This is a genomic window from Eubacterium callanderi, assembly GCF_900142645.1.
In the GTDB taxonomy this organism is placed as follows: Bacteria; Bacillota; Clostridia; order Eubacteriales; family Eubacteriaceae; genus Eubacterium; species Eubacterium callanderi.
In genome coordinates this window covers 16,536-41,073 of record NZ_FRBP01000008.1, presented here as the reverse complement: position 1 = coordinate 41,073, position 24,538 = coordinate 16,536, and the positions used below count along the sequence as shown (strand labels likewise).

The 24,538-nt window shown below is 41.6% G+C and carries 22 protein-coding genes; all 22 read right to left on the bottom strand.

Annotation, left to right across the window (positions count from 1 at the left end):
* Positions 1 to 41: 41 nt before the first annotated feature.
* The 22 genes from BUC22_RS11900 to BUC22_RS11795 all read right to left on the bottom strand — a co-directional run bounded on the left by BUC22_RS11900 (position 42) and on the right by BUC22_RS11795 (position 24,534).
* Positions 42 to 797, bottom strand: a complete 756-nt coding sequence (locus BUC22_RS11900) for a PP2C family protein-serine/threonine phosphatase (RefSeq protein ID WP_013380206.1) — start codon at positions 795 to 797, stop codon at positions 42 to 44.
* Positions 751 to 1,353, bottom strand: a complete 603-nt coding sequence (locus BUC22_RS11895) for an FHA domain-containing protein (RefSeq protein ID WP_158308582.1) — start codon at positions 1,351 to 1,353, stop codon at positions 751 to 753. The genes BUC22_RS11900 and BUC22_RS11895 overlap by 47 nt, the downstream gene beginning before the upstream one ends.
* 37 nt (positions 1,354 to 1,390) lie before the next feature.
* On the bottom strand, positions 1,391 to 5,041 hold the full coding sequence (locus BUC22_RS11890) for an Ig-like domain-containing protein (protein WP_013380204.1): 3,651 nt from the start codon (positions 5,039 to 5,041) through the stop codon (positions 1,391 to 1,393).
* Complete coding sequence (locus BUC22_RS11885) at positions 5,034 to 5,294, bottom strand: hypothetical protein (RefSeq protein WP_013380203.1); 261 nt, start codon at positions 5,292 to 5,294, stop codon at positions 5,034 to 5,036. The genes BUC22_RS11890 and BUC22_RS11885 overlap by 8 nt, the downstream gene beginning before the upstream one ends.
* A 120-nt stretch (positions 5,295 to 5,414) precedes the next feature.
* Positions 5,415 to 7,229, bottom strand: coding sequence for a protein kinase domain-containing protein (locus BUC22_RS11880; RefSeq protein ID WP_073383007.1), 1,815 nt, complete (start codon positions 7,227 to 7,229; stop codon positions 5,415 to 5,417).
* Positions 7,226 to 7,732 carry a hypothetical protein gene (locus BUC22_RS11875; protein WP_013380201.1) on the bottom strand — a complete coding sequence of 169 codons (507 nt, stop codon included), beginning with the start codon at positions 7,730 to 7,732 and terminating at the stop codon, positions 7,226 to 7,228. Before BUC22_RS11875 ends, BUC22_RS11880 begins: the two co-directional genes overlap by 4 nt.
* Before the next feature lie 13 nt (positions 7,733 to 7,745).
* Positions 7,746 to 8,066, bottom strand: a complete 321-nt coding sequence (locus BUC22_RS11870) for a hypothetical protein (protein WP_013380200.1) — start codon at positions 8,064 to 8,066, stop codon at positions 7,746 to 7,748.
* A gap of 289 nt (positions 8,067 to 8,355) precedes the next feature.
* Positions 8,356 to 9,045: a HipA domain-containing protein gene (locus BUC22_RS11865; protein ID WP_278286330.1), complete on the bottom strand. Its 690-nt coding sequence runs from the start codon at positions 9,043 to 9,045 to the stop codon at positions 8,356 to 8,358.
* 61 nt (positions 9,046 to 9,106) lie between these two features.
* A complete protein-coding gene (locus tag BUC22_RS11860; RefSeq protein WP_013380198.1) occupies positions 9,107 to 9,319 on the bottom strand; it encodes a hypothetical protein in 213 nt (70 codons plus the stop codon).
* A gap of 70 nt (positions 9,320 to 9,389) precedes the next feature.
* The gene (locus BUC22_RS11855; protein ID WP_013380197.1) at positions 9,390 to 9,659 is read right to left on the bottom strand and encodes a hypothetical protein; all 270 of its coding nucleotides are present in this window, start codon (positions 9,657 to 9,659) and stop codon (positions 9,390 to 9,392) included.
* On the bottom strand, positions 9,652 to 9,819 hold the full coding sequence (locus BUC22_RS21880) for a hypothetical protein (RefSeq protein ID WP_013380196.1): 168 nt from the start codon (positions 9,817 to 9,819) through the stop codon (positions 9,652 to 9,654). Before BUC22_RS21880 ends, BUC22_RS11855 begins: the two co-directional genes overlap by 8 nt.
* A 644-nt stretch (positions 9,820 to 10,463) precedes the next feature.
* Positions 10,464 to 10,715, bottom strand: a complete 252-nt coding sequence (locus BUC22_RS11850; RefSeq protein WP_041689854.1) for a hypothetical protein — start codon at positions 10,713 to 10,715, stop codon at positions 10,464 to 10,466.
* Between the two features lie 36 nt (positions 10,716 to 10,751).
* Positions 10,752 to 11,573 carry a class C sortase gene (locus tag BUC22_RS11845; RefSeq protein ID WP_073383002.1) on the bottom strand — a complete coding sequence of 274 codons (822 nt, stop codon included), beginning with the start codon at positions 11,571 to 11,573 and terminating at the stop codon, positions 10,752 to 10,754.
* Between the two features lie 38 nt (positions 11,574 to 11,611).
* The gene (locus BUC22_RS11840) at positions 11,612 to 13,162 is read right to left on the bottom strand and encodes a SpaH/EbpB family LPXTG-anchored major pilin (protein ID WP_013380192.1); all 1,551 of its coding nucleotides are present in this window, start codon (positions 13,160 to 13,162) and stop codon (positions 11,612 to 11,614) included.
* Position 13,163: 1 nt separating this feature from the next.
* Positions 13,164 to 15,122: an MSCRAMM family protein gene (locus tag BUC22_RS11835; protein ID WP_242946561.1), complete on the bottom strand. Its 1,959-nt coding sequence runs from the start codon at positions 15,120 to 15,122 to the stop codon at positions 13,164 to 13,166.
* A 629-nt stretch (positions 15,123 to 15,751) separates the two neighbouring features.
* Positions 15,752 to 19,777, bottom strand: a complete 4,026-nt coding sequence (locus tag BUC22_RS11825) for a SpaA isopeptide-forming pilin-related protein (protein ID WP_013380188.1) — start codon at positions 19,775 to 19,777, stop codon at positions 15,752 to 15,754.
* A gap of 87 nt (positions 19,778 to 19,864) precedes the next feature.
* On the bottom strand, positions 19,865 to 20,188 hold the full coding sequence (locus tag BUC22_RS11820; RefSeq protein WP_013380187.1) for a hypothetical protein: 324 nt from the start codon (positions 20,186 to 20,188) through the stop codon (positions 19,865 to 19,867).
* A gap of 124 nt (positions 20,189 to 20,312) precedes the next feature.
* The gene (locus tag BUC22_RS11815; RefSeq protein WP_013380186.1) at positions 20,313 to 20,963 is read right to left on the bottom strand and encodes an HAD-IB family phosphatase; all 651 of its coding nucleotides are present in this window, start codon (positions 20,961 to 20,963) and stop codon (positions 20,313 to 20,315) included.
* A 3-nt stretch (positions 20,964 to 20,966) separates the two neighbouring features.
* A complete protein-coding gene (locus BUC22_RS11810; RefSeq protein WP_013380185.1) occupies positions 20,967 to 21,788 on the bottom strand; it encodes a BtpA family protein in 822 nt (273 codons plus the stop codon).
* 24 nt (positions 21,789 to 21,812) lie between these two features.
* Positions 21,813 to 23,129, bottom strand: a complete 1,317-nt coding sequence (locus BUC22_RS11805) for a PTS galactitol transporter subunit IIC (RefSeq protein WP_013380184.1) — start codon at positions 23,127 to 23,129, stop codon at positions 21,813 to 21,815.
* A gap of 20 nt (positions 23,130 to 23,149) precedes the next feature.
* On the bottom strand, positions 23,150 to 23,425 hold the full coding sequence (locus tag BUC22_RS11800; RefSeq protein ID WP_013380183.1) for a PTS sugar transporter subunit IIB: 276 nt from the start codon (positions 23,423 to 23,425) through the stop codon (positions 23,150 to 23,152).
* Positions 23,422 to 24,534 (bottom strand): M42 family metallopeptidase, encoded by a 1,113-nt coding sequence (locus BUC22_RS11795; protein WP_013380182.1) that lies wholly within the window; start codon positions 24,532 to 24,534, stop codon positions 23,422 to 23,424. Before BUC22_RS11795 ends, BUC22_RS11800 begins: the two co-directional genes overlap by 4 nt.
* Between the last annotated feature and the right edge of the window lie 4 nt (positions 24,535 to 24,538).

The window sequence follows — 24,538 nt, the reverse complement described above, 5'->3', positions numbered from 1 at the left end:
AGATAAATTTATCGTTATTATAACATAGTATACCCATACTTTTAACTTAATTCGTTTTTGATTCTTACCAGAATACCGGTTACATTATCGGTTTCTCCTGCATCACGAACACTTTTTAATAACGTTGGCAGCACTTTTTTATTTTTGCCCTTTTCAATCAGGTTGATATGACTTTGAATATCCAAACAGTTAAAAAAGCCGTCCGATCCAATAAACAAGACAGAAGGTGCCGCCAGTTTAATTTCCTGATTCTGGAAAAGCGTGACTGCTTCATTCGTCCCGATACAGCTGGTAAGGTAGCTTCGATGATTCTTTTGTTGGGTATGCTTATCGGATATACGATAGGCCTGACGCTTTTCAATTAAGTAGGCAATGCTATCGCCTACCTGTAAGATACGTCCCTCTTCATTAATAATAACAATCATGGTCAGTGTTGTCCCAAGTTTTATATTTCTCTTTTTTCCATAACAAAAAATATGTTTGTTGATCTGTTTTAGCAACTCCGTCAATTCTAATTCGAGGTTCACTGCCTTATCTGTTAAAAGATGCCGACAGGTATTTGCAGCCCAATGGTTTATTTCATCAATGGCAATACTGCTGGCCGCTTCTCCTTTATCGAGCCCGCCTACACCGTCGGCAACAGCAAAACAATAAAAAGTATTCCCCTTAATATCTTTTTCACTCCAGTAGGTAAAAGCATCCTCATACCGATCTCTTTTTCCTTTATCATCTAATTTTTCAATCGATATATTAAAACTCATATTTTTCCCTTTCAACAATAAATTCAAGCTGTCCAAGTCGAAGGGTGTCTCCTTCCTTCAACTCATAGTATTTCATGTGGTTCAAAGGCTGTCCGTTAATCCGATTGGTATTTTGCGAACAATCACCAAAATAAGCATGGTCACGATCTGTGGAATAGATCAGCCCATGGCATTTTGAAATATAAGAAAAAGCCTGTAGATCCGGTATCCTTCTTCCAATGGGATAATAATCCGTAAAGATAACCAGATCACTCACGTCACTTTGGCGGCTCTTTAATATCAAATAAGGAATATCGTCGTCAAGTATTGTGGTTTTAAAATCCGAGGGCTTAAATTCAATTTCTTCTGTCAATTCTTTTTTGGGGCGTTTTTTCTTTCGCCTGAAAAAATGAAAAATCGAACGCTTTTCCGTTTTTTCCTTTATGTCTGGCTTTTTTTCGGATTCCGACAAATACACTTCACTGAGCATTGCTTCCTCTTCTTCTTTGAAACTCCCTAAATCTGGAGCCCCTGGTAAATCAACCGGGGCTCGTTTGGATGAATGTTCTTCTGAAGCACTTTTATGATCTTTGTCTTTGAAAATATCCGGCACAAAAATCGGCGGACATAGCACATTGAAAGATTTATCCTCAATGGTTATTTTCATCGGCTTTTTTTCCTTTTCTTTTGTTCATCAAAAAGAAGATCAGAAGCGTACAGAGTGCTGCAACAGCTGCAATTCCAACGTAGATTAAAGGATTTACCATACTTTCTGGCGCGGTTACAGAAATTTTTTCTGAGTTCACAGCCATTTTATAGGTTACCTCACCAAGTTCATTCCCGACTTCATCATTGGCCGCAACGGTAAGCTGGTAGTCGCCATCTTCATGCAGCTGATAGAGTGTTTTACTAATCTGATCTTGATTTTCAAGAAGGTTTACCACTTCACCTGAATCCATATTCTTTATTTCCATTTTCGTGAAATAATCTGGCTTCTCATTGCCGATCCAGATTTTATCCAGTTCAATATTGATTCGTGCATCTTTAGACAATTCGGTCTTCTTGTTTTCAGGAATCGGTGTGTTTGTATTTTTTTCAGTCACTAAGGGCTTTGGTGCAGTGCCATCGACAAAAAAGCCATACTCCAGCTGATTGGACTGGTTTTTGGCTTTATCCAAGGCACTCAGCTCCATCCCTTTTTCTCCTTCTGTATCAATGTGATCATCGAGATTCCAGGCGATGGTCTTCATTAATCCGGTTTTATGAGTTAATAAACAGTTGATTGTATCCAGATGATCATCTTTGACCAGGAAATAATCCGACAGCTTTACTCCGCTTTTATAAGCGGGCTGCTTATCTAAATCAATATTCATGGTTACAATTTCCGGTTTTGTCCGGTCAATTACAACGGTTCCACCGGTGCTTTCGCTGCGGTTACCCGCCATGTCTTCAATTTGAGCGGATATACTATATGTCCCATCCTCACTGAGTTCAACAGAGGATGTTAGCGCATTTTGGCCGCTGTTTTTTTGCTGAAGTCGATCTTGATCATTAACTTTAAATGCTGCTGTGCTGCCATCCAGATTAGAATCCTCATACACCGCATTAATGCTGATTTTTTGATTCATAAAACCATTAACAATTGGATCAATTTTGATTGTTGGAGCAATATCGTCGTAAATAATATCGGACTGTTTTTCGATTGTCCGCGTATTTCCAGCAGCGTCTTCAATCCTAAAGAATGCACCGATATTTCCCTGGCTGCCCCCTTCAAGCTGTAATGAAGCCTGAAGTGTTTCACCCTTTCCGCCAGTGTTTGCTCTAAAACCGTGCAGCTGAGCATCCGTTGCGGTTACTTCGTGATTTGCGGTAATAACGCCGCTGATCGTATCTCCTGCTTTGGCATATTTACTGTTTTTTGCATTGTTAGAAGTGATTGCAGCCTCTGCCGTGATGGGCGCATAATAGATGATTTGAACCCCGGCGTCTGCTTCTGACACAGTTACTGGCGTATTTCCTGCAAGGTCTGAAGCCACTAAAGAAAAACCAATTGCTTGCTGATCAATCAGTCCCCGGACGTTCTGGGCGGCGGTATAGGTTTTATCGTCCGCGGCGGCCGTCACGTTACTTTCGGCGATCTGACCAATACAAGTAATCCGGTGATTGGCCGCAACACTGGCTGTAAGAGTATCGCCATCTTTTGCATATTTACTCCCATCGCGCTCATTGCTTGACATAAACTTCAAATCCGATAATTGTATCGGTGCATAGTAAATAATCTGTGTTGTGTCATGCTGCGTTTTGGTCACATCCTCATTATTCGCGTCATCACCAGCAGTAATGGAAAACGGGATACTTTCCTGATCGGCTGCTAAATTACCGGTTACTTCAATTCTTGCTGTATAGTCGATCCGGTTTCCAGATTCAACTTCAACACTTTGCCCCCCTATCTGACAGTTTTTAATATTTGATTCATGGTTTGTTGAAAATGCAACGGTGAGAACATCACCATTTTTAGCCAGCTCCATCCCATTTTCATTGCTGGATTGATAGCTCAATTGATTAATCTGAAGGGCCGAATAGAAAACGCACGTCGTGAAATGATCACCGGAAACATTATATGGCGGCGTATCGTATATATCCTGTAAAGTTAACGCAGTATTGATCACAGAACGATCCTGAAGATTTTCAACCGTGTATGTACCTGTCCAGGAAAAGCCGTCCTCCGACTTCATTTCGATTCTCTGATCAGCGATACGAAGATCCGTATTGGTCAATGGCCGGTTACACTCTAAGGACACTGTAATCTGGTCATTGTTTTTCACATAGTAGGTGTTTCCAACTTTGTTGCCGGTACAAGAGAAATTCAACTTGACGATGTTATTCATTGAAAGTGCCTTATAATACGTGATAACTTCCTCTGTATGAACTCCTGCCTCCTGACCAGCTGCATCTTTCACGCTCTCAATTTTCGAATCGTCTAAAGTGATTGGGCTTGCATCCTGATAGTCTTCACTGACTTTATGATTTGCAAAATACCGGAAATGATCGCCTTCTTTTTCCATTTCTAAGGCAAGTTCGCTGTTTCCGATCACAATTTTGCCGAGATTCATTAACTCATGATTGGAATAAAAAGAAAACCTCAGTGTACTGCCATTGATGGCCACTGAGGGATTGTTGTGATCAGATTCAAACGTGACATGACTAATTTCGAGTGGTGCATAGTAAACAATTTTATCATCTGTCTCTATAGTTGCTGTATTGCCATATTGGTCTGAAACGGCATTGATCTGTGAAAGATCAAGGGGAATATCGGTGAGATCTGAGAACATATTTTCCCTCACGATTAAATGGCAGTCATAGGATATGTTTCCCCCATGCTCCGTTTCATTCATTTCCAGTGTATTTTTTCCGATCCGAATTTGTCCAAGATTGACAAGTTTTCGATTTGATGAAAAGGAAAACGTCAGCTCGCTGCCATTTACAGCAATGCCCTTTTCAGGCTGATTTGAAGTGAAATGTACATCCTGTATTGATAATGGCGCATGATAAACGATTTTTGCGTCTGTCGATACCATTGCAATATTACCGGCAATATCTTGTACAAACTGGAGCGATGATAAATCCAGGGGAATCAGCACGCCATCCTCGTACTTATCTTGCGGCACAGTATACTGAGCGCTGTAATGATTTTTTCCTTCAACCACTTCATGCTTAAGTTCTATCGACGTATCCCCTATTTTTATCATCGAAAGATCTACCAGCTCCTGATTTGACAAAAATGAAAATGTAAGAACGCTTCCATTAATAGCCGACTGTGTTTCCTGATTGTCTGAAACGTATTTTATTTCTGTAATTTCAATGGGTTTATAATATTGGATACTGTCCTTTTCCTCGTTTGAATAAATGAACTCTTTTTCTTGACCATCTTGCGTAACAACGCATTGGATCTCGTAATTTATTTTTTCAACTTTTGTGGTTTCATCAATATTGTACTCAGCTAAAAACGCTCCTGTCGCTTCAAGATTCTCAACAGGTATCACTTCCTGTCCTCCGATTTTAACAGCCTTTACGAGCGTTTCTGGTGCGATTTTATAGGATAGATTTATCTTATCTCCTTGTTTACATATCATTGGATTCGCGTTCGTCGATTGAAACACAATTTCTGTAACGGCTTCAGCAACAGGTATTTCCTGTTCCGGTGTAGCAGCTGCAACAGGCATCTGCAAACATAACATCAATAATGCAAAAGTAAACAGCAGAATTTTGCATAAGTCCGTGGTTCTTTTTTCCTTAGTCATCTTCTCCTCCAACGATTCTAAAAATTTTTTGTTGTTCTTCATCTTCATCTAAAAGCACCGTCGGATGTAAAACATCTTTCTTTAACGGGTCGGTGCTGCTTTCATATTTTTTCACATGCTTTTTATATTCTTTTTTTTGTGCTTTATTTTTAAAAGAGCGTCTGATTGCTCTTATAGAGAGCACATTGTACAAAATGATCGACGCAATTAAAAAAATAATGCTTAAAACAAAAAATACATTTGAAATGTCCATTTTTGTTCCTCCTTTACTTAATTCATGTTAAAAATTTGTCCACTAAATTGCTAATTTCTATTTTAAGTTTGACTCCTTTACATTACTATATTTTTTAAAAGCGCGTTGTTTGGGTACTATTTATTGAATACCAAACATTTCCAGCTGAAGCTGTAAGGCGTTATATTGATATAAAAGATTTGCGGATAATTTTTCGTTTTGCTTTTCCTTTAACGTTTTTGCTCTTTGCCACAGATTGCTTGCCTCGCTATTATTTCCTGATTTTAGCAGGGCATCAATGGTATAAAGATAGCTCAAGAGATCACTGTCGTCTTTTCCAATGGCCGCCTTAAAGCTTTCTGCTGCTTTTGGATAATCACCTTCCGCATAATAGAGCTTACCTTTTGTAATATTTTCTTCTTTTGTATATTCCGCATGAAGATGATCTAACTTATTCCACCACGTGACAGCATCTTTTCGTAGGTTCATATCTTCTAAGTTATTTGATAGCCCCAATGCGATTAACTTATATGAAGGTATCAGCTTCTCATGGTTATTAAGGGCTTCCTGATCCATTGCTTTGAAAGTATTCTCAATAAAATTCAGATCTGTCTCTGTCCAAGTGTTTAATTTTGAATAGACATTGAGTAAAAGAAATAATGCATCCATTTTTTCATTTGTATCACCAGATGTCTCAATCAAATTTTTAATCTGCTCAACAATTTGTCCTGTGTCACCCTCTCCACTCACAATATTCCGAAGAATTTCTACTTTTTCACCTTTCATGTTTTTTAAAAGGTCTTTTGCGTAGTCCTGGTAAACAGGACTTTCTTGTTCGATACAAAGTTCCGCTAAACGAATTCGGAGAGACTCATCCAAATTCTTTATTGCAGTTCTTTCTCTGAAGACATCAAGGAGCGCTTTATTCTTCTCCCGGAAATTCTCGTCCGTTTTCTGCGGCAACATGAGCTGATATATCTTTTCATATACATCACTCTGCCCTGGGTCTTTAATCGAAGCATTTAAATAGGCTTCAATTGCATTGCTGTTCTCTCCGGCCTGCTCATACTTTACAGCTTGATTAAAAAAAGAATTGAACTCATTGCGATAAGCCTGAACATTGCTGTAATAGCCAAACATTCCGAGTGTAAAGAAGGCGATACACAAAATGACACTGCTCAGAAAAATGGCCAAACGTGCTTTATACCCTGAAATCGGATCACTTTTTTGTTCAATACGCTGCAAAGCTGCATAAACGTCTTCCGCACTTTTGATCCGCTGCTCATAATTAGCTTCACAACAAAGGTTCAATAAAGATACTAGTTCAGAAGGTTTTTCTTTTTCGTCAAGGAAACTGCAAATGTATTGGCCAAGCTTACCAATTGAGTATACATCTGTATACGTGCCCACTGGTATTGAACGGTCTGCATACTCCGGCGGTGAAAACTCTGCGGTTCCAGCTCTACGGTTTGTGGTATCCCCTATTTTCTTACAGGCGCCAAAATCAATCATCTTTAAAAATTGATTGTTGATAACAACATTGTCCGGCTTAAGATCACAGTACACATAGCCCTGCTCATGGAGATATTCCATCCCCTGGCAAATCTGTTTCAGCCAATTGATCGCCTGCATAACAGATATTACATTGTTTTCTAAAAATTCACTGAGCTGTACTCCATGAATGTAATCCATGACGATATACAATGCTTCAGGTTGATCGTAAATGGTCGGTAAAACACGCGGAAACATTGGATTTGAAAGCTTTGAGAGCATGATGGCCTCTTCCTTTTGACGCTGATACCCTTGAATATTATCCTTTTTATTTAATACTTTGATTGCCCACATTGCTCCCATCTGCAGGTCGGTGGCCAGATAAACAGTGCTGGTCGCACCTTCAACGATAAGCGATATGAATTTGTAGTGATCATCCAGGGTTGTTCCAATTAATTTTTTCATAACTTTTCACGCTCAGAACTTTTCAGAAGTAGTATATTTTCTTCAATCTGCTTTCGATCTTCAAGGGATTGCGCATTTTCAACTGAGTCTTCCCACCGGTGAATGACAATCACATAGGTTTTTCTTTTTAGTCCATATAAAGCTAAAGCTCGGTTTGCTTTTATACGAGTCGCATAAGCGGTATCGCTTTTGAATTGCTCTTCGTTGCTGAGCTCGCAATACTGATCATATGCTTCTCTGAAAAAACCGTCTTTAAGAATAATAGCAGCCTTTCTTTCCCGAATCATGGTGTTCAATTCTGGGCAGTGTCTTTCTGCCAGGTTGAGCATTTCGGTAAAATAGGCATTGATTCCGTTAATATCTCCAAAATGCACCAACTCTGTAAAAAATAAAAATACACCAATGTAACATCTAATCACATCGGTGTATGGAGCCTGACCACTTTTTAGATGATCCAGCTCATTCAACAGGTTAACTCCATCTGCTTTTTGATTCAGTAACATTTACACTCTCCTTTCAAATTTCAAGATGTTTCAGTATTTTTAAATTATTTGATAACTCTTTCTTGTTTTTATATACTAAACCTTTTAAAAAATTTTGGTAATCCTTAAAATCTTTGACGCGCTGTACGATAATGTAAAATCCTTCTCTGGCTTTACTCTCCTCGTCAGATAAAAACAGCTTTTTACTACAAGGCGAATACCTGTCCACCAAACGGAGAATCACAACGCCCTGAAGTGTCCCTTCCGCTAACGCAATGTAATCAGGGTGTGTTTGTTCCCATTGTGCCTGACTAAAATACAAAGTACTCTTATTCTCTGTTTTCAATACATACATGGCTCTCCCCTCAAAACTCTTAAATAAAAACAAAAAAGCCAGACTTTTTGTTAAGCCTGGCTTTCTTAATTTTTCGCTATCTTGTTAAAGAATAATTATCGCTCATTTTCCTCATCGTATGCAAGTCCATCCTTAAAAAATAATGGATTTTTTGCCTGCTGCTTTTCTGCGAGTTTAATAAAACTTGAATGGAGAATCAAGTTATATCGCAATCCCAGCATGGTTTTATAAAAACGACACCGTATGTCCGTAATGTTGGGCACAGAATCGATGAAATCACTGACTTCTTTTATACAATGCGCTTCATCATTCTTTCTAAAGCATTATTGCAATCCTCATATTCCAGACTGTTAATCAGCCGGAAATAATTTATCTTTTTTCCGTTTTCTTTAATGGCTGAGTTTGGGAAATCATAGACGCGTTTTTTTATTTCATCAGAATTTGATAAGATACTGTCCATCTTCTCATCACTTAATTTGGGGTACCGACATGAGCCGCAGTCATATACAGGAGCAATTTTCACTTTAGCATCTTTTTTATTGATTATAAAACCCCAGTTACCATTATGCCTGTCAAAATTACCGATGAAAGCATCCACGATAAACATATCCCAAAAATAATCTTTCAGCTTTTGAACTTGGTAGATCGTCTGTTGCCCCAATGCATCCAAATGCTCACTCAGCTCTGTTCCACATCCGGATGTTCCCTGTTCATTTGGAATACTATTTTTGATTTGTGCAAATTCGTACAGACGGTCATTATCGTCAACAAAGTCTTTACACAATATAACTTCTTTATTTTGATATGTACCTAAAACTGTTTGCTGCGTTTCAACCCCCAGCATCTGAAAGATATGGCATCCAATATACTCAGAATAAATATTATTCGTATAAGATATATCTAATTGCTCACGTTCCTGAGCTTTTTTGGGATATTTCATTATTATAAATGATTGATTTCTTCTGTTCGGAACCACCATAAAATCTAAGAACTGATTGACAGTTTGAAAAATCAATTAAATCCATACTATTCATCCTTCTTTACAAATATTTTTTTCTCAGTTCTTCCGCTTGTTCCCAACTAATACAATGGTCATAGTAAGCCAAATTAATTGATCCTTGTACTTCATCATAGAGACAATCAAGGTAGTTAACATTATCTTCTATTCCCTTTTGAAGCCTGACAATATCATCGTATAAATATTCTGGTATTTTGAAGCTAAGACTGCTATCTATTTTCATTTTTATATTCAAATTTTCATTTCTCCGATATATCATTTTAACTATAGTATACTATACAATAATTAAAAATTGGTATAAAACCCTAATCTTCATACGATCTTTCCACTTCGAAATATTTTTCCTTTTGTTGAGGACTGAGCTTCCCCAATATATTCATCACTCTTATTTCACCTATATTTTTTCCATATAGAAAATCATAAAAGGCATCATTCGCTTTTAAATGCTGGCGAAATCTTTTCGTCATTTTTAAGGTTTGTCCGAAAACGGGATCGCTTTCAGAATTACCCGCATATATGTAATATAGATCTTTTAAAAGGGCTCTATATTCGTCACTATCAACTAATTCATTCATATAGAAAAAAACAATTCAGTTCTCCAAGAAATATCCCAAAAGTTCGATCTGGAAGAAGCTCGCCGCCACTCTCAACCTTTTCTTTCCTGGACTTAATTAAATTTTCCAACGTTTCAACATAAAATTTTTGCCTATTATTTAAATCAATTCTTAGAAACATAGAGCTCTCCTTTCAATATTATTTATTTAGTTAATACTGTACCGGAAGACTTTGTCTTCCGGTACTTAAGGAAAAGAAATGAAAAAGTGTGGCAATGTCCAGAATTGAACTGGAATAAGCCCATCTATACGCTCATTGCCGTGTCTGGAAGTGGCAGGAGGTTACCACTTCCATTAAAAAGGAAAAGATTGAGGGAACTGCCGGAATTAAACCGGCACTACCATTCAAGTTGTAGGCTTTTGCGTTCCCATATTGCTTGATGATCACTTTTGATCAATAAAAAACCGCCTGATTGCGTTCAGACGGCGTGTTATGCTATAATCGTGGTGCAGGGATACCTGTGGCACCGGTGCGGTAAATTGTGCCCCAGAGATGGGGTGATGCTTATGGATAATAATCAGTTAATTTTGATCTTGGCGTTAATCGCCTTTATCCTTGAATGCATCAAAAAAGACAAATAACCGTCCATAGCCTCGAAAACTTGACGGTTATTCGTTAGTTTAATGTCGGGGCTACCGTGCCCGGTGTCCCTGTTTCTTTTTATATTATAACACACTTTTGGGCTGATATAAAGTATCTTAATTTTCGTTATCTAATTTGGCAAAATTCTAACTGTATCTCAAGTAAATTTAGACTCGTGCCAGTCAGCTTACTTGAGCCTGATTTTCATTCATACTATAAACTACTGTATCATCGTTCAATTCAAGTATCCACAATACCTCTTGTTTTAAATCTTTCAATGCACCTATAATGCAGTTTACAAAATCCTGATCCATTTCTTCCTGAGTAAGTTGGATGTAGGGACGTACACTTTTATCCCAATATCCAGTTTGAAAAAATTCCTTATAGGAAGTTTTTCCTGTATCATTTACACATTTTGCAATATAGCTTTTCATTTTTTTCTCCAATATCATTATAATTTTTATTGAACCTCACCTCATTGAACCATTTCTATTAATAGCCCAATTAATACTTAAAAGGACAATCGGAACCAGTACAACCGTCGCCGCCGCTAAGATAACATAGCTGCGGTTAACCGTTTCTTTGATTTCTTCTGCCTGCGGCTCTGGAAAAATCCGTTCCCCTCTGACTAAAAGCCGGTGGCTGTTGACACCAATGGGGGTACAGGTCAGCAGTGTTACATAATCCTTGCCCGGTACAGCCTTTAATTCGTCCGTTTGATTGGGTTCAACCACTTTGATCTGATCCACCTTGTATGTCAAAATTTCATCCAGCACATGGATCTCAAAAGTATCTCCCTTGGTGAGCTGATCCAACTCGGTAAAAAGCTTTGCCTCGTTAAGTCCACTATGGCTTGTGAGGACAGCGTGGCTGCCCTCCCCGCCGATGGGCAATGCGGTTTCTTTGATATGCCCAACACCTTGTCGCAGCACCTCGTCACGTGTACCATGATAAATCGGCAGATTGATCTTAATTTTGTCAATGACAAGCGTTCCCATGATCCCATCCACATTTAAGCAGCCCAGATAGTTTTCGGGAAGGACATAGCCGCTGCCTTCGATAAACGGGTCATGTGCGACCATACCATTTAAGCCCTGGTTGTAAGCCAGGGCTTTTTCTTTTTCTTCGGCCATGACGGAAGCGTTCATCTGCTCCACCGTGATTTGATAATCCTGAATCACTTCCCCATGCTGCCGATTTGACAGCAGATTCGCAATGATCGGGTACGCCAAAAAGCAAGCTCCGATGATGAACATTAAAGTGATGGCCATATTCGATAGAATCCGCTTCATCTGCTGTCTCCTTTCTTTTACGATGCGCTATTATTCGATTATTCAGCCTTTTTCGACTTTTTAATTCTTATTACAATCAATGCACCTGCAGCAATCAAGCAGAACCCGGCTCCAATGATGAACGTCGTACCCCCATTTGCGCCTGTAAACGGCAGATCATATTTCGGAACGTTGGTAATCGTCACCGTGTTGGCAGCTAAGTGTGATACCGAATCGGCTCTCACTTTAAAAGGTTTCTTTGAAAGCTGGTAATTCACACCATTGACATTCTGGGGGGCTTGTGTTTCCACGAGCCAGTACCAAGTGACCGCGTCTAAACTGTTATGCTTGTCGCCCATGATGCCGTACTCAATTCCGTAAAAATGTGCTTTGCCCTGGGCGTCGGTTGTCACTTCCCAATCTTTGGCGTGATCGGTCGGGTCAACGATGGCATTAATCCCTTTATTCGCATCGCTTTCACTGCGATAGATTTTGAATTTCGCACCCGGCAATGCGATATTTCGGTTGGTGCTGTCTACCTTCACCAGGTTAATACCAGTGGTATGTGTCTCAGGCTTTTTGTCGTCGGGTACAGATACCTGATCATATTTGACATGCAGATTGTTGGTGTAATCCAGGGAAGCGCCATTGTAAATCGCCTGCCCCATGGAACTTTCAGCGGTTTTGTTTAAGACGGTTCGGAATTCAATGTTGATGGTGCCCACATTGTTATCCTGACCTAAACTGTAAACACTTGGTTTTTTAATGTCTTGCAGGGACTGAGCGGCTTCTTTTTTGCCCGTGTCATTCAGCGTGACGGTTAATTTTCTGCCATTTGCAGTTGTTGGCTCATTGACGGTGTAACCGCCGGTGCTCATCTTTACACGGTTTCCGTGAATATCGACACGATACAGTTCCGTACTGCCCGATACAAAATCAAGTCTTGTATCCAACACATCGGTAATCTGGTAGACATCGCAGGTGGCCATGTCATCCGGCATGGTTGTTTCGATGATCCACTTATTTTCCTGGCTGATGTCGCAGGTATCATGTTTGTTGTCTAATTCGGTGATGAATTTATCAATTTCCGGGCCTGGCTTCAGTTGGTTCTTTGGATAGATATGCACATCATAGATCCATCCATCACCTGCCGGATTCGTCAGCGGCAGACTGACCAGACAGTCGGCTGCCTTGATGTCCACGGCGGGGTTGTCGATTTCCTGCACCAGATAGATCCCCATTGGGAGCTTACTGTTGCCGGTAATGGTCGCCGTTCCCTGAGCATTGGTCGTCAGCGTAACCGGTGTCCATGACGTATCCTGTTTGGTAACGTCACTGTCCTGCATTTTCGTGATTTTAAATTGTACGTCTTGCAAAGCAACAGCGGTACTCGGCACCGTCTGAACCGTTCCGTCACACCTTACCCTTGCCTCTGTAATATCGTCCATCCGGTATTTGTGAATGGTGATGCTACGGTCGATAGCAGGATCTGGAATCCCTTCGCCTGCCGCAAAGACACTGACCACAGATGAAAACAACATGGTCAGGGTCAGCGCTGCGGTCACCGCTTTTTTAAATCCTTTCTTTGATATTAATTTTTTAAATTTCATTCTACTTTTTACCTCTTTCCTCAAATTTTTTGTAACCAGCTACAAAAGCCATGCCTAATAACAATGCGCCTAACAAGCTAAAAAGCAAGCGGTTCGAATCATTTGTCCCCGCATAGGGCATTTGAGGATTCGGATAATTGACAAGCTGCAAGCCTGTAGCTGTTTTCTTAACTGCCGGGGCCAGTGGTTTTCCTTTTGCTTTAATGTCAATGGTGTTTGCTTCAGCGTCAATCGTTACCCGCCACTGTCCCTTTGGCAGCTGATACCCGGCCTTTGTTTTCACTTCAACCAGGTTATATTCACCGCTTCGAAGTTCACCAAAATTGACATTTCCGTTCGTATCGGATGTCAATTTCTTAATCACAGTCGTCCAACATGAATCGTCTGCTCCTGCCAATTCGCTGTGACTGTGTTTATCGGATTCCCCTGGTTTTATTCCTGTTTGGTCTGAATATGCTTTGTCATATTTGCAGGCGTATAGCTCGAATTCAACCCCCGGCATTGCCTGCCCGTTTTCATCCACCTTTTTAAAGGAAAACTCCACCTTTTGGGCCGCATTGGGGACATCCATGGTCATAGAGTCCTCTGTCCCTGTTACGGTGAAGTAAATGGGATCGGTCGATAAAATGTGATCGTGTGGCGCTTTTGTTTCTTTAATGTAATACTCTCCTGGGAAAAGCTCCACATGAAACCGTCCCAGCTCGTCCGTATCCGCCTCTGCAACCAGTTCATCCGTGTCTTTGTTGTAGATCTGGAGATGGGCGTTCTGCAAGCCATCAAGGGTTTCTTCATCGGTTTTCGTGAATTGACTATAGACGTTCTTCCCTTTAAAAGTTGCCTTATAGCTTGCAGACATGTTCCCTGATCCCACGGCAAGGGACACAAAAAGCCGCTGTGTATTGGGAACATCCGGATAATAGATCACACAGGCATCGGGAATATTGGCATCGGTACTGAAACGCTTGGCGGTGGTTGGGGTAATGGTTGCGCTCACGTCGCCGCTATAGCTACCATCGGCATAAAGCATAAAATCATCGTCGTCATAAATGGTAAAGCTGCCCGTATAGTCTCCATAGGTCTGTCCGGAAGTGTTCCGGGCAATCGCGTGGACACCTTGCGGCAGATTCACGGTGTATTGGCCATGCTCTGAAATATTCGAACATACTGTCTGAAACCACCCGGTTTCCTGTCGCTGGGTTGCTCTGTTCCATGTCGCTTCCTCTCGCTCCGCGACAATGCTCCAGCTCGCATTCCAGTTGGGTGGGTCTTGATAGCTCTTGGTGTTGACCAGATCAGCGACGACAGGATCGGTCATGTAATAACTGCTGTAACTGGATATTCCGGCAAGCACACGAATGGCAGCCCAGGTCTGGACATAGTATTCTCCGCTCTGCCCATCATGGTAGCCATGATACATGACATTTCGAATCCGGTAGCTCTGTACGTTGGCGCTGTCCCGGATATAGGTGATTGGTATATTCGGCCCGGTTGTTTCAGAAGGAATATTCAACGTTGGATCGGCGCAGTACGCGATACCGTCAACGCCGTTATCACTGATCCGGATGATCGGTGTCGTGGTGGTAATAATGTCGGTGCCGTCTGGGCTTGCAAAGTCTGAACTGTAGATCACTCCATCATCCCAGCCTGCAGCATAAGTACTGATCATGGACTTTTTGTGATCCCCAAGGGGAACCGTCTTTAAATATTCTGGATTGGCCGAGAGTGTGACAACACCTTCTCCGGAATTTCCGACAATATAGTTGCCCTGATCATCTTTCGGAAATTCGCTCTGTTCATTTTTTGAATCCGTCTGTGGCTCCGTTGTTTCTGTTGCTGGTGCCACCTGACGCTCCGATGCCGCCCAGGCCGTATGAATGGACAGGAGAAAACCACTCAGGAAGGAAAACATTAAGAACAGACACAGGGTTGTGACCCCTATTTTCCGCAAATGTTTTTTCAATTTAGACCTCCTTATTTTTTCTTTGGGCTTAAGGCTTAAATTGCTCTTATATTGCTTATTCTTAAGCCCACCGTTTCGGTTGGTGCGGTGCATGTTGGTGCTCTCACGTAGCACATGGATCTTCTCCCCTTTCTCTTTTCTTTTTGATCAATAAAAAACAGCTCCCTGAGCTGTCTGTTATGGCTGTTTGAAGCATGATCAATCTGCGGTTATCGTTATTTAATTTAAAAATCGGCATCACCTCCACTAAATGGTGCTTCTTTGAAAGGATTGCCGAAGCGGCGTAGCCGCCCCGGCTATTTCAAAGAAATAAAGGAAATGAATGGCGGTGTCTGGTACTGCCCCAGATATGATACAAACCAAGCGTATAATCTGTATCAAAAAACTGAATCTTCACCGCCGTGTTATCAGGGATTCTCTCCCCGTTATCTTTGTTTCGATTAGTAACGTTAGCGGCAAATTTCTCCGCCGCATCATACAATGCCAGTTTTCCTTCCGCAGGCTATCCTCCGTTCTATAGCATTGACCACATATGACTATATATGATAGTTACTTGCATTCCCATAATTGAAAAGAGTGCCCGGAAGCACCAGGCACTCCAATGTGTGTAATAATTACGTTCGCTCAGATTATCGCTTTGCTTTTCGGCGGTTATGAACCCCTAAAGTAATTGCACAAACCAAGGCAGCGCCGCCAACCAGTCCAATGAAAAGCGGGCTGTTGTTTGAATCAATCCCGGTATCCGGAATCTTTTCCTTCACATTGCCCAGCGCGGCGGTTGTGGTTTCATGATCCACAACTTTCAGTTCATAGATGGTTGAATCAAGAACATAGCCCTCCGGCGCTTTGGTTTCCTGATAGAAATACTCGCCATCTGGCAGCTTGCCGACTTTCAGGTTACCCTGCTCGTCGGATTTTCCTTTGAAAATCACCTTCTGATCCGCATCCATCACGCTGATCTCTGCGTTCGGAAGGGCTGTTTTGGCTTCGGTATCTTCTTTGTAAAGAACAATGTCTCCGCCTTTGGCTTCGTTGAAGCATTCAAGCTTAACTTCCACCAGTGGGGTTTTATTGTCTTTGAAGCTCAGCTCCACGGTATGGATGGTTTCATCCAAACGATAACCGTCCGGGGCTTTGGTTTCCACCACGTCATACTTGGCCGTGCCGCTGCCAAGGAATAAAGCCGTTTCGGATTTTACCGGAACGGTCGATGTTTCATCGACTTTTTTGAGATCCATCGGCTCAACCGCTTTTGCTTCGGTGTCTGGTTTGTCAGTGCCCGGTGTCTCTGTCCCTTCAGACTTCACATCTGGTTTTTCCGTATCTTCCGTCATCCGGGCAGCTGCACCCTCTTTGGTCATGAAGAAAGCTTCTGTAATCGTGGCTTCTCCTTTTTTGTCTGTGACCATATGGGCGACAGTATCGCCTTTAAAGGCTTTGACGACCCCCTCCGGTGTGACGATGTCTTCGGCTGCTTTCACCGCGTATTCAGCCCCTTCAAGGTCTTTTTCTTTGTAGTTAACCTTTCCGGATGCGTCAATGGTGTAATTATTCCGGTCTTCAGCTGCTTTGTGTAACCGGATATTCCCCATGGCCATCTCATCGGTCATGAGTGCCTGGGTGACTTTATTGTCTTTGGTGATTTCAAACGGGTATAAATCGTCCGGGCATAAGTACGGCGCTGGTGCATCGACTTCCTGATAAAAGTATTTGCCTGCTGGCAGTGTGATGGTAATTTCGCCGTTTTCATTGGTTTTTCCGGTAAAGATGATGTTCTCCCCGGTTTCGTCGTAAACATTGACGGTGACGCCCGGAATCAACATGCCATCCGAAACATCCTTTTTTGTAAACTCAAAAGGACGCTCTACATAGTAATTTTTGATGGCTTCACCTTTATTGGCCTGAACCACCACCAGCGGATCGTTGCCCTGGATGGCATAAGTGACTTCATAACGGAAATTGTTATCTTCCAGATGATCCTTGGTGCTGAGTTCTTTCAGGTAGTAGTTACCGGCAGGCAGGTTTTCAACGGTGTTTGCCTGGCCTTTTTTCACGGTCTTCACCGATACCAGTGTGTCCGCGGCGATGGTGCCGCCTTTACCGTCACTCATGGCTTCTTTGGTGTAAAGGCCAAAGTCGATGTCATTGGCCGGAACATCCTTATAATGGAAGGTGACGCCGTCACCTTCCTGTTCAATCTTGTCGATTTCCTGTTCCAGTTTTGTCAGTTGAAACTCAACGTTCTGGCGGTCATTGTGGAAGGCGGTGTTTTCGACATTGTCGGATGCCTGAACGGTTTCACCTTTATATTTCAGGGTGACTTTCTGCTCCGTTCCCGCGTTGACAAAACCTTCCGGCGCGGATTTTTCGACCACTTTGTATTTGCCTAAGTAAAGGTCTTTGGTAATGGCCTTTCCGTTATCTCCGGTGGTCAGGGTGTCCGCCAGATCGCCTTTGTGCAGGCGAACGGTGCCGTCGGGTGTCGTAATGTCTTCGTCCGCATAAACTTCAAATACCGTGCCTTTTAAGGCTTTTTCATTAAAAATAAATTCTGTGACATTGCCATATTTGCTTGGAGTGGTTTTAGTACCGTCCAGCTGGTCGCCGGTTTTGGTGACTTCAATCCGTCCTTTGGCCGGTTGATCGTAGACACTGACTGTGCTGCTGTATTCCGTTTTGCCGTCAATTTCAATTTTATCGCAGGTTGTCGGGCTGATGGTGACCGGGATACCCTGGTATTCTTTGCCGTCAACCGTATATTTTTGCGTGTTGTTGCTGGCGGTCAGTCCTGCGGTTAAGTAACCATCCGGAGACGAAGCTTCAACCACGGCGTAGCTGCCGCTTTTGAGTTTTTTCGGAAGGGACAATTTCCCTTCATCGTTGGTCTTAAAGGTATCGGTCGGTATAAACAGGGTTGCTGCACTGGACTGTTTGACAAACTGCATGGTCGCCAGGTCAATGACCTTGAATTTGACCCCGGATACCGGGATTTCTTTCTGTGTTTCCGAATCTTTCTTCACGATAATAAGATCGCCGTACATCATTTTGTTGGTAAGCGGAATCTCAATTTCTTCGCCGCTGCCGTCAACGACAACGATCAGATCATCAATGGGAATAAAGCCCTCTGGCGTTTTAACTTCGTGAAGGATATAAGTCCCCACAGGAACATTTTCCCAGCGGATACGGCCATTTTCGTCGGTTTTTCCGCTAAACAAATTGTCCCCTTCCGTCAGCTTTTCGCCTTTGTCGATGGCTGACTTTAAGGTCAGGGTAAAATCAACGTTTGCCAGGGGATTTAACACATCATCCACATTGTCTGGATCAGTGATCGCATATTTGACAATGCTGACAGGATTGGTTTTAACATCGTTGGGGATCTCCGTAACGCCCTGCATGCCTTCTGCCCATACGGTGACCGGATAGACGGTTTCATTAGTTTTATAGCCGTTACCGGCACTGATTTCTTTGTAAAAATAGTCGCCTAAGACAACCGCGCCAAAGTCAGCAATCCCATTCGTTACGGTTGCCTGAGTCACCAGCTGGGTGCATTCTGGATCTTTGTAAAGGCCAAAAACGGCTCCGTCAAGACTAGCGTCCCCGGATGGCTGTGTTTTGCTCAGATCAAGGGCCAGATGGCGATTGTCGGTTTTTTGTACATCCGGGTAAGTCACGCGCTTCACAAAGTTTGCACTAGCGGAAGCTTCCTGTCCCTGCCCCTGAACACTGGCACCGGCCACAACACTCTGTGTATCCGGTTCAGACGCCGGGATAAACATCAGGCTTGCATAAGCCACGCCGGTGGCTTTGATCGGTACCGTAACGGTTCCATCTTTTTCCGGGCCTGCACACAATTTGAAAGCCGTTCCTACTGGAATACCTGAAGTGGTGGAAGTGATGGTACGGCTGTCACTCAGTTTTGCAACAATGCCCAGACCATCGAGTTCAAGGGTAAAGGTACCGGAGCCGCTGGTGGTGTACCAGTCAGTTTCCTGCATCTTTTCACCAACGTTCCACCGGGTATCCGGTGAGCCACTTACCGTGATGCCCCCAACTTCAACTGGCGCGTGGTCAAGCAGCCAGCGGATATTGGGATCGTTATAAACCGCGGGGTTCGATGACGTTTCTCCACAGGCCAATCTTACTGCCCACCAGGTATCCATGAAAGCGCTCTGCGCATCGCCGCCTTCACGGGCCATGAATTCAGCCCCTCCTGGGCCGTCATAGCCGTAATAGAGCACGGTTCTCAGTTGAGCGTTATCCGTGATCTGCTGGTTATAGATGGTTCCATTGGGCGTATTCTTATCGGGCTCAATACAGTACGCGGTATGCGCGACACCGGAATCGTCCACGACGGTGATAATCTGGGTGTAACTCGTATATCCCCCGTAATCTTTCGAGACAGACACGCCGGAGCTGCCGGATGCCCGCGTCATGGGATTGTAGTTAGGATCTTTAGACGCGTAAATGACCCAGCCCTGATCGGATTGTCCGACTTCGTTTACTGCGTACTGCGCCAAGTCACCCGTCGGTGGCAGATCCTCACCTTTCTCGGCTTTTGCCACCATTGAGCTCAGCGGTGACAACAGCGTCAGCAAGGTGAATAAGAACGCAAAAAGCAGCGAAAGTGTTTTTTTCAAAGCTTTGTTTTTATACATACTTTTTCTTCCTCTCTTTAATTTTTCAATTTTAGCAATAGGATTGCTGTCAGGTTGGTGCTCTGATCTTTTTGGGGCTTCTTTTGATCATCTTCTTTCACCTCCGGTGTAATGGATCTGTTCTTGCCGGGAAGCTACGGACATCAGGGACATGCAGCCTAAACCGGCCAAAAAACCAAAAAGGACAATGCCATAGTAAAAACTTGGCATTGTCCCAAATGCAGTAAGCATACCGAAAAGCCCTAAAATCAAACAGATCAATAAAAAAACGATCACTGCCAGACTAAACTTTAATGTATGGTCTTTTTTCATTTCATATCGGACGTTAACATACAGTACGACACAGGTTCCAATCAGACCGGACAAGATAAAAATTCCGATTGCTATGAGCACAGTTATAATGATATTCAAATAAATTTTCCTCCTTTCGCCCTAAGAGGATCTATTCTCAGATCTAGACCATAAGAACAATAAATCACTTTCCTACACAGAAAAAGGCCACCTTTTGAGACGCTATCAAAGGGTGGCCTTAACTTTAAATTAATTTTTCATTTTCAAGAATATGACATATATCTCGAAAATTTTCATAGGTAAAACACGAAATTTGATGTTTGACACAGTATTTCTCAAGTAGTTTATCTCGTTTTGCTAAAACAACATCTGCCGCTTCTGCACCTTCAAAATCAGATATACCATCTCCAATAAAAATCACAGGAATATTGTAACTTTGATAGTTTTGAATGATTTTTTTCTTATCGATCCCATTTTTATGAGGATACTCTGATGAATGCAATTTTAGGCATCCTGACAAAAATTGGATTTGATTTGATAGGATTCTTGATGGCGGTATATCGATACTAGCAGCTTTTAAACTATAAAAAATATTTTGAAATGCTCCTGCACTAACAATGGTATAATCATATCCTTCTTTAATAAAGTCCTTGAAAGTTGGATCAATAACAATATTTTGTTCTAAAAAACGGATATAAGTTTTTTCTGTTAAATTGGAAGCTTCTAGCAATTCTTGAACATATTTAGCAATAGATATCTCTTTTTTATGGAGCCTTTCTTCATATTTTTTTTGCATTTCAGGTACAAAATGCCTGGCAATTGTTGTTGTGCTGTCATTTACAGAGATTGTACCATCAAAATCAATAATGAATTTATATTTTTTTCTATTCTTCATCTATCAGCAGACATTTACATCTTTTCTAAATTTCTTAACCTCATCCATGAACGCTTTAACACGCTGTTTGTCAACATGATTTTCAAATATGCCATCTTTTTTAAAGGTTGTCCCTACTACTGCACCATCGGCTAAAGAAAGTTGTTCTCGAACATTTTCCAAACGTACTCCTGTATTCGCAAAGACAACCGTATCAGGAACTGTATCTTTAACACGTTTTAGCACTGCTGCGTCCGTTTCTGTCCCCGCGGTCAAGCCAGAAACACATAATGCATCTGGACGATTGTTAAATACTGTTGATTTTGCAATTGATACAATATCGCGTTCACCCAAATAAGCTGCAGCTTCTGGAACAATATTGAACAGTAATTTTACATTCTCTGCACCAATATATCGTTGGTGACGAATTGTCTCCCCAACATTTGTATCCCACAGACCAAAATCCGACCCATAGACACCAGTAAATATCTCCCTAACAAAGCATGCGTCAACTGCCACAGCCAGATCTAAGGATTTTTTTGCATCCCAAAGTACATTCACACCATACGGAATCTCGATCAACGGTTTAATTTCTCCGATGACACGTGCCATAGCCGCAACGGTTTCTGTTTTTACATTAGTTAGATATGGTAGAGAAAATTCATTTGAAAACATTACTGCATCCACGCCACCTTCCTGAAGCGCTAAAAAATCTTCTCTTGCATGACGGATTACTTTTTCCATCCCACCTGCTTTGTCAAAATGAGGATCGCCTGGAAGTGCATCCAAGTGACACATTGCAATTACCGCTTTTTCTGTAAATAATTTATCTTTTAACCAAGTCATTCTTTATTTCTCCTTTATTATATATTATTCTTTCATTGCATATTTTTTTACAAAAACCATCAATCCGATGGTAATAATAACCAATATTCCTAAACCGGCGTATCCTAAAAATCCTAAATTCGCGATAATAAAATCAAAAACATTACCTGCCCACAGCGAACTAACCTCTTGTCCGCCTTCAGAGACACCACCTTGAACTGCCAATGTCGTAAAGTAAGGAGATACCCAGGTAGCAATATATAAGATACCGATCATATTGATAATACCGCTTATCAATGTTTTCAAAATATTTCCCTTATGGATAATGGTGGCCATACAGATATAAAACGCTGCAAAAGCCAAATCTGCCAGTGGAAGAACCTTATTGCCTGGAAGAATCGTTGCAATGACCAGTGTAATAGGAATAATAAGGGTTCCTATAATCATTGTTGTTGGATGACCAAGCGTCACAGCTGAATCCAAGCCAATGTACACTTCCCTACCAGAAAAATGTTTAGCAAAGAATCCTTTGGCTGCTTCAGAAAGAGGCATTAATCCCTCAACTATAATTTTAATCATTCTCGGGAATAGAACCATAATCGCACAGACGCCCATAACAAGGTTCGCGCTGTCTTTAAATCCATACCCTGCCAGTAGGCTCAGAATAATACCAAGGATTGCCCCAATGATTACTGGATCTCCTATAAAGCCCACTTTATTTTGGAGTTTTTTGATATCAAGTTCTGAATTATTAATAAATGGAATCCTTGAATAAAGTTTATCTAAAATCACAAATAGTGGTACACTACTTGCAGCATAACCTTGAGGGATCGATATACCTTCTACACCAATCTCATTTTGAACACGCTTCGCTGTATAGTCAGCCGAAAGCAACGACCAAGTCGCTTGAATTAGTGCAGCACCCATCCCTACAATCACATTTCCAGTTATCAGATTAACTACGGCACCAGTAAAAGCATAATGAGAATAGTTAAAAATATCAATATTCATCGTCTTTGTAGCGCCAATTGCCAGTAAGATAACATTTAACAGAAAAACACAAGGGATGATTAATGCACCAACCATTGTCGAAAAAGCAACGCCTGCGCCTGCAGCTGAGCCAAGATCAATTACAGTCAAATTGAACCCAAAACGTTCAACTATTAAATTTACCGCTGGTGACAAAATACTTGAAATTAGACCAACGGCTAGATTAAATCCAATAAAACCTACACCTACGGTAATGCCCGATTTCAATGATCGAAAAAATCCCAAACCAAAGAATAATCCGATCACAAACAGAACAATAGGAACAAAAACGGTCGATCCTAATGATAAAATATAATCAAAAACTGCTTCCATACTCTCTCCCCCCTGACAGTTTAATTTTTCAAAATATCCAAAATCTTTTGAGCCGCTTCATCCTCGCCAATTCCAATGAGAAACGGGGTACCAACCACAACCGGCAGCCCGTAATCCTCCTGCAACTTCATCGATGTGATAAAAAGATCCGCTCCTTTGTACATCTCAAGTTCACTCAGTTGCACTTGACTTAATGTATATTGAATATCATTTTTGTCGAGAATCTCCCGAACTTTCTCTGAAATGATCGAAGACGTAGCCATACCTGTTCCACAGGCGACAATTACTTTTTTCATGATTTTACTCTCCTTTCAAAATCAACATCTTTTCCAAAACGGGTCTTTTCATCTACACCCATTAAAAATCTTTCTAAAATAGTCACTATTCCTAAAGCATCTTCAAGGTTAATTACTTCCACTGGACTATGTGTATATCGGGTAGGTAGAGAAAGATTCGCCACCACTACCCGACTATTCTCAATCGCGATGTAGGCCGTCTCGGTCAGTATTCCGCAAGCAACTTCACGATTTAACGAAATTCCTGCATCCTTTGCTATTTCCTCTAAATGTGAAAGAAAACGCTTATTAGGAACAATCCCTGCCAAAGTACCACGGCTGTGGTGATTCATGTATGTTATTGCTGGTCCTTTTCCCAAAGCTATTTCCGACATTCCTTTAAGATCTGGCGTATCTGTCGCTGGTGTTACATCAATTCCCAAAACGATATCAGGGTCAATTGTCCGTACAGCAGGCATAATTCCTCGAGTGTTGAATTCTTCTTGAACGCTGAAGACCAAATAAATATCTGCTTTACATGCTTTGACATCTAAACATTCAGCAAGGTAAATCAATATTCCAACAGCTGCCCGATCATCCATCGATTTATTCGCAATACAATTGTTTTGGAGTTCCATAAATTCCGGTTTAAAACTTACCGGCGTTCCAACTTGAACCCCAGCTTCAAGTACATCTTCTTTGCTTACTGCTCCAATATCTATATATTGTTCCTGAACTGTCTTTTGTCCCTTTCTATCTGTTTCCGTCAACAAATGGTGCGATTTTACTCCAATAATTCCATTAACTTTTCCAAACTCTCCATCCAACTGAACCCTCTGCCCAGCAAGACATGTCGGATTTAATGAACCAAGTTTTTCACAGTAAACAAAACCATCGTCTGAAATGGCTTTAACCATCATACCTACTTCATCCGTATGCCCAAATAACATTACCTTCTTTTTTCCTACATTTTCTGGTGTCAGATGACAGATCAGGTTACCGAGATGATCAATTGTTACCTTTCCAAACTTTTCCAAGTGATCAGCCACAGAATGAATTACCGCGTCTTCATAACCGACATTGCCTTGCAGATCAGTCAATTCTCGAATGATTGTTTTTAATTTTTTCATTATT

Coding starts and splice junctions, on each gene's coding strand:
- BUC22_RS11845 (WP_073383002.1), bottom strand. CDS start 11,573: ATGAAGCGGATTCTATCGAATATGGCCATCACTTTAATGTTCATCATC.
- BUC22_RS11800 (WP_013380183.1), bottom strand. CDS start 23,425: ATGAAAAAAGTAATTGTCGCCTGTGGAACAGGTATGGCTACGTCTTCG.
- BUC22_RS11870 (WP_013380200.1), bottom strand. CDS start 8,066: ATGTATGTATTGAAAACAGAGAATAAGAGTACTTTGTATTTTAGTCAG.
- BUC22_RS11865 (WP_278286330.1), bottom strand. CDS start 9,045: ATGGTGGTTCCGAACAGAAGAAATCAATCATTTATAATAATGAAATAT.
- BUC22_RS21880 (WP_013380196.1), bottom strand. CDS start 9,819: ATGTTTCTAAGAATTGATTTAAATAATAGGCAAAAATTTTATGTTGAA.
- BUC22_RS11885 (WP_013380203.1), bottom strand. CDS start 5,294: ATGGACATTTCAAATGTATTTTTTGTTTTAAGCATTATTTTTTTAATT.
- BUC22_RS11850 (WP_041689854.1), bottom strand. CDS start 10,715: ATGAAAAGCTATATTGCAAAATGTGTAAATGATACAGGAAAAACTTCC.
- BUC22_RS11805 (WP_013380184.1), bottom strand. CDS start 23,129: ATGGAAGCAGTTTTTGATTATATTTTATCATTAGGATCGACCGTTTTT.
- BUC22_RS11810 (WP_013380185.1), bottom strand. CDS start 21,788: ATGACTTGGTTAAAAGATAAATTATTTACAGAAAAAGCGGTAATTGCA.
- BUC22_RS11855 (WP_013380197.1), bottom strand. CDS start 9,659: ATGAATGAATTAGTTGATAGTGACGAATATAGAGCCCTTTTAAAAGAT.
- BUC22_RS11795 (WP_013380182.1), bottom strand. CDS start 24,534: ATGAAAAAATTAAAAACAATCATTCGAGAATTGACTGATCTGCAAGGC.
- BUC22_RS11890 (WP_013380204.1), bottom strand. CDS start 5,041: ATGACTAAGGAAAAAAGAACCACGGACTTATGCAAAATTCTGCTGTTT.
- BUC22_RS11880 (WP_073383007.1), bottom strand. CDS start 7,229: ATGAAAAAATTAATTGGAACAACCCTGGATGATCACTACAAATTCATA.
- BUC22_RS11840 (WP_013380192.1), bottom strand. CDS start 13,162: ATGAAATTTAAAAAATTAATATCAAAGAAAGGATTTAAAAAAGCGGTG.
- BUC22_RS11815 (WP_013380186.1), bottom strand. CDS start 20,963: ATGAAGAATAGAAAAAAATATAAATTCATTATTGATTTTGATGGTACA.
- BUC22_RS11825 (WP_013380188.1), bottom strand. CDS start 19,777: ATGTATAAAAACAAAGCTTTGAAAAAAACACTTTCGCTGCTTTTTGCG.
- BUC22_RS11875 (WP_013380201.1), bottom strand. CDS start 7,732: ATGTTACTGAATCAAAAAGCAGATGGAGTTAACCTGTTGAATGAGCTG.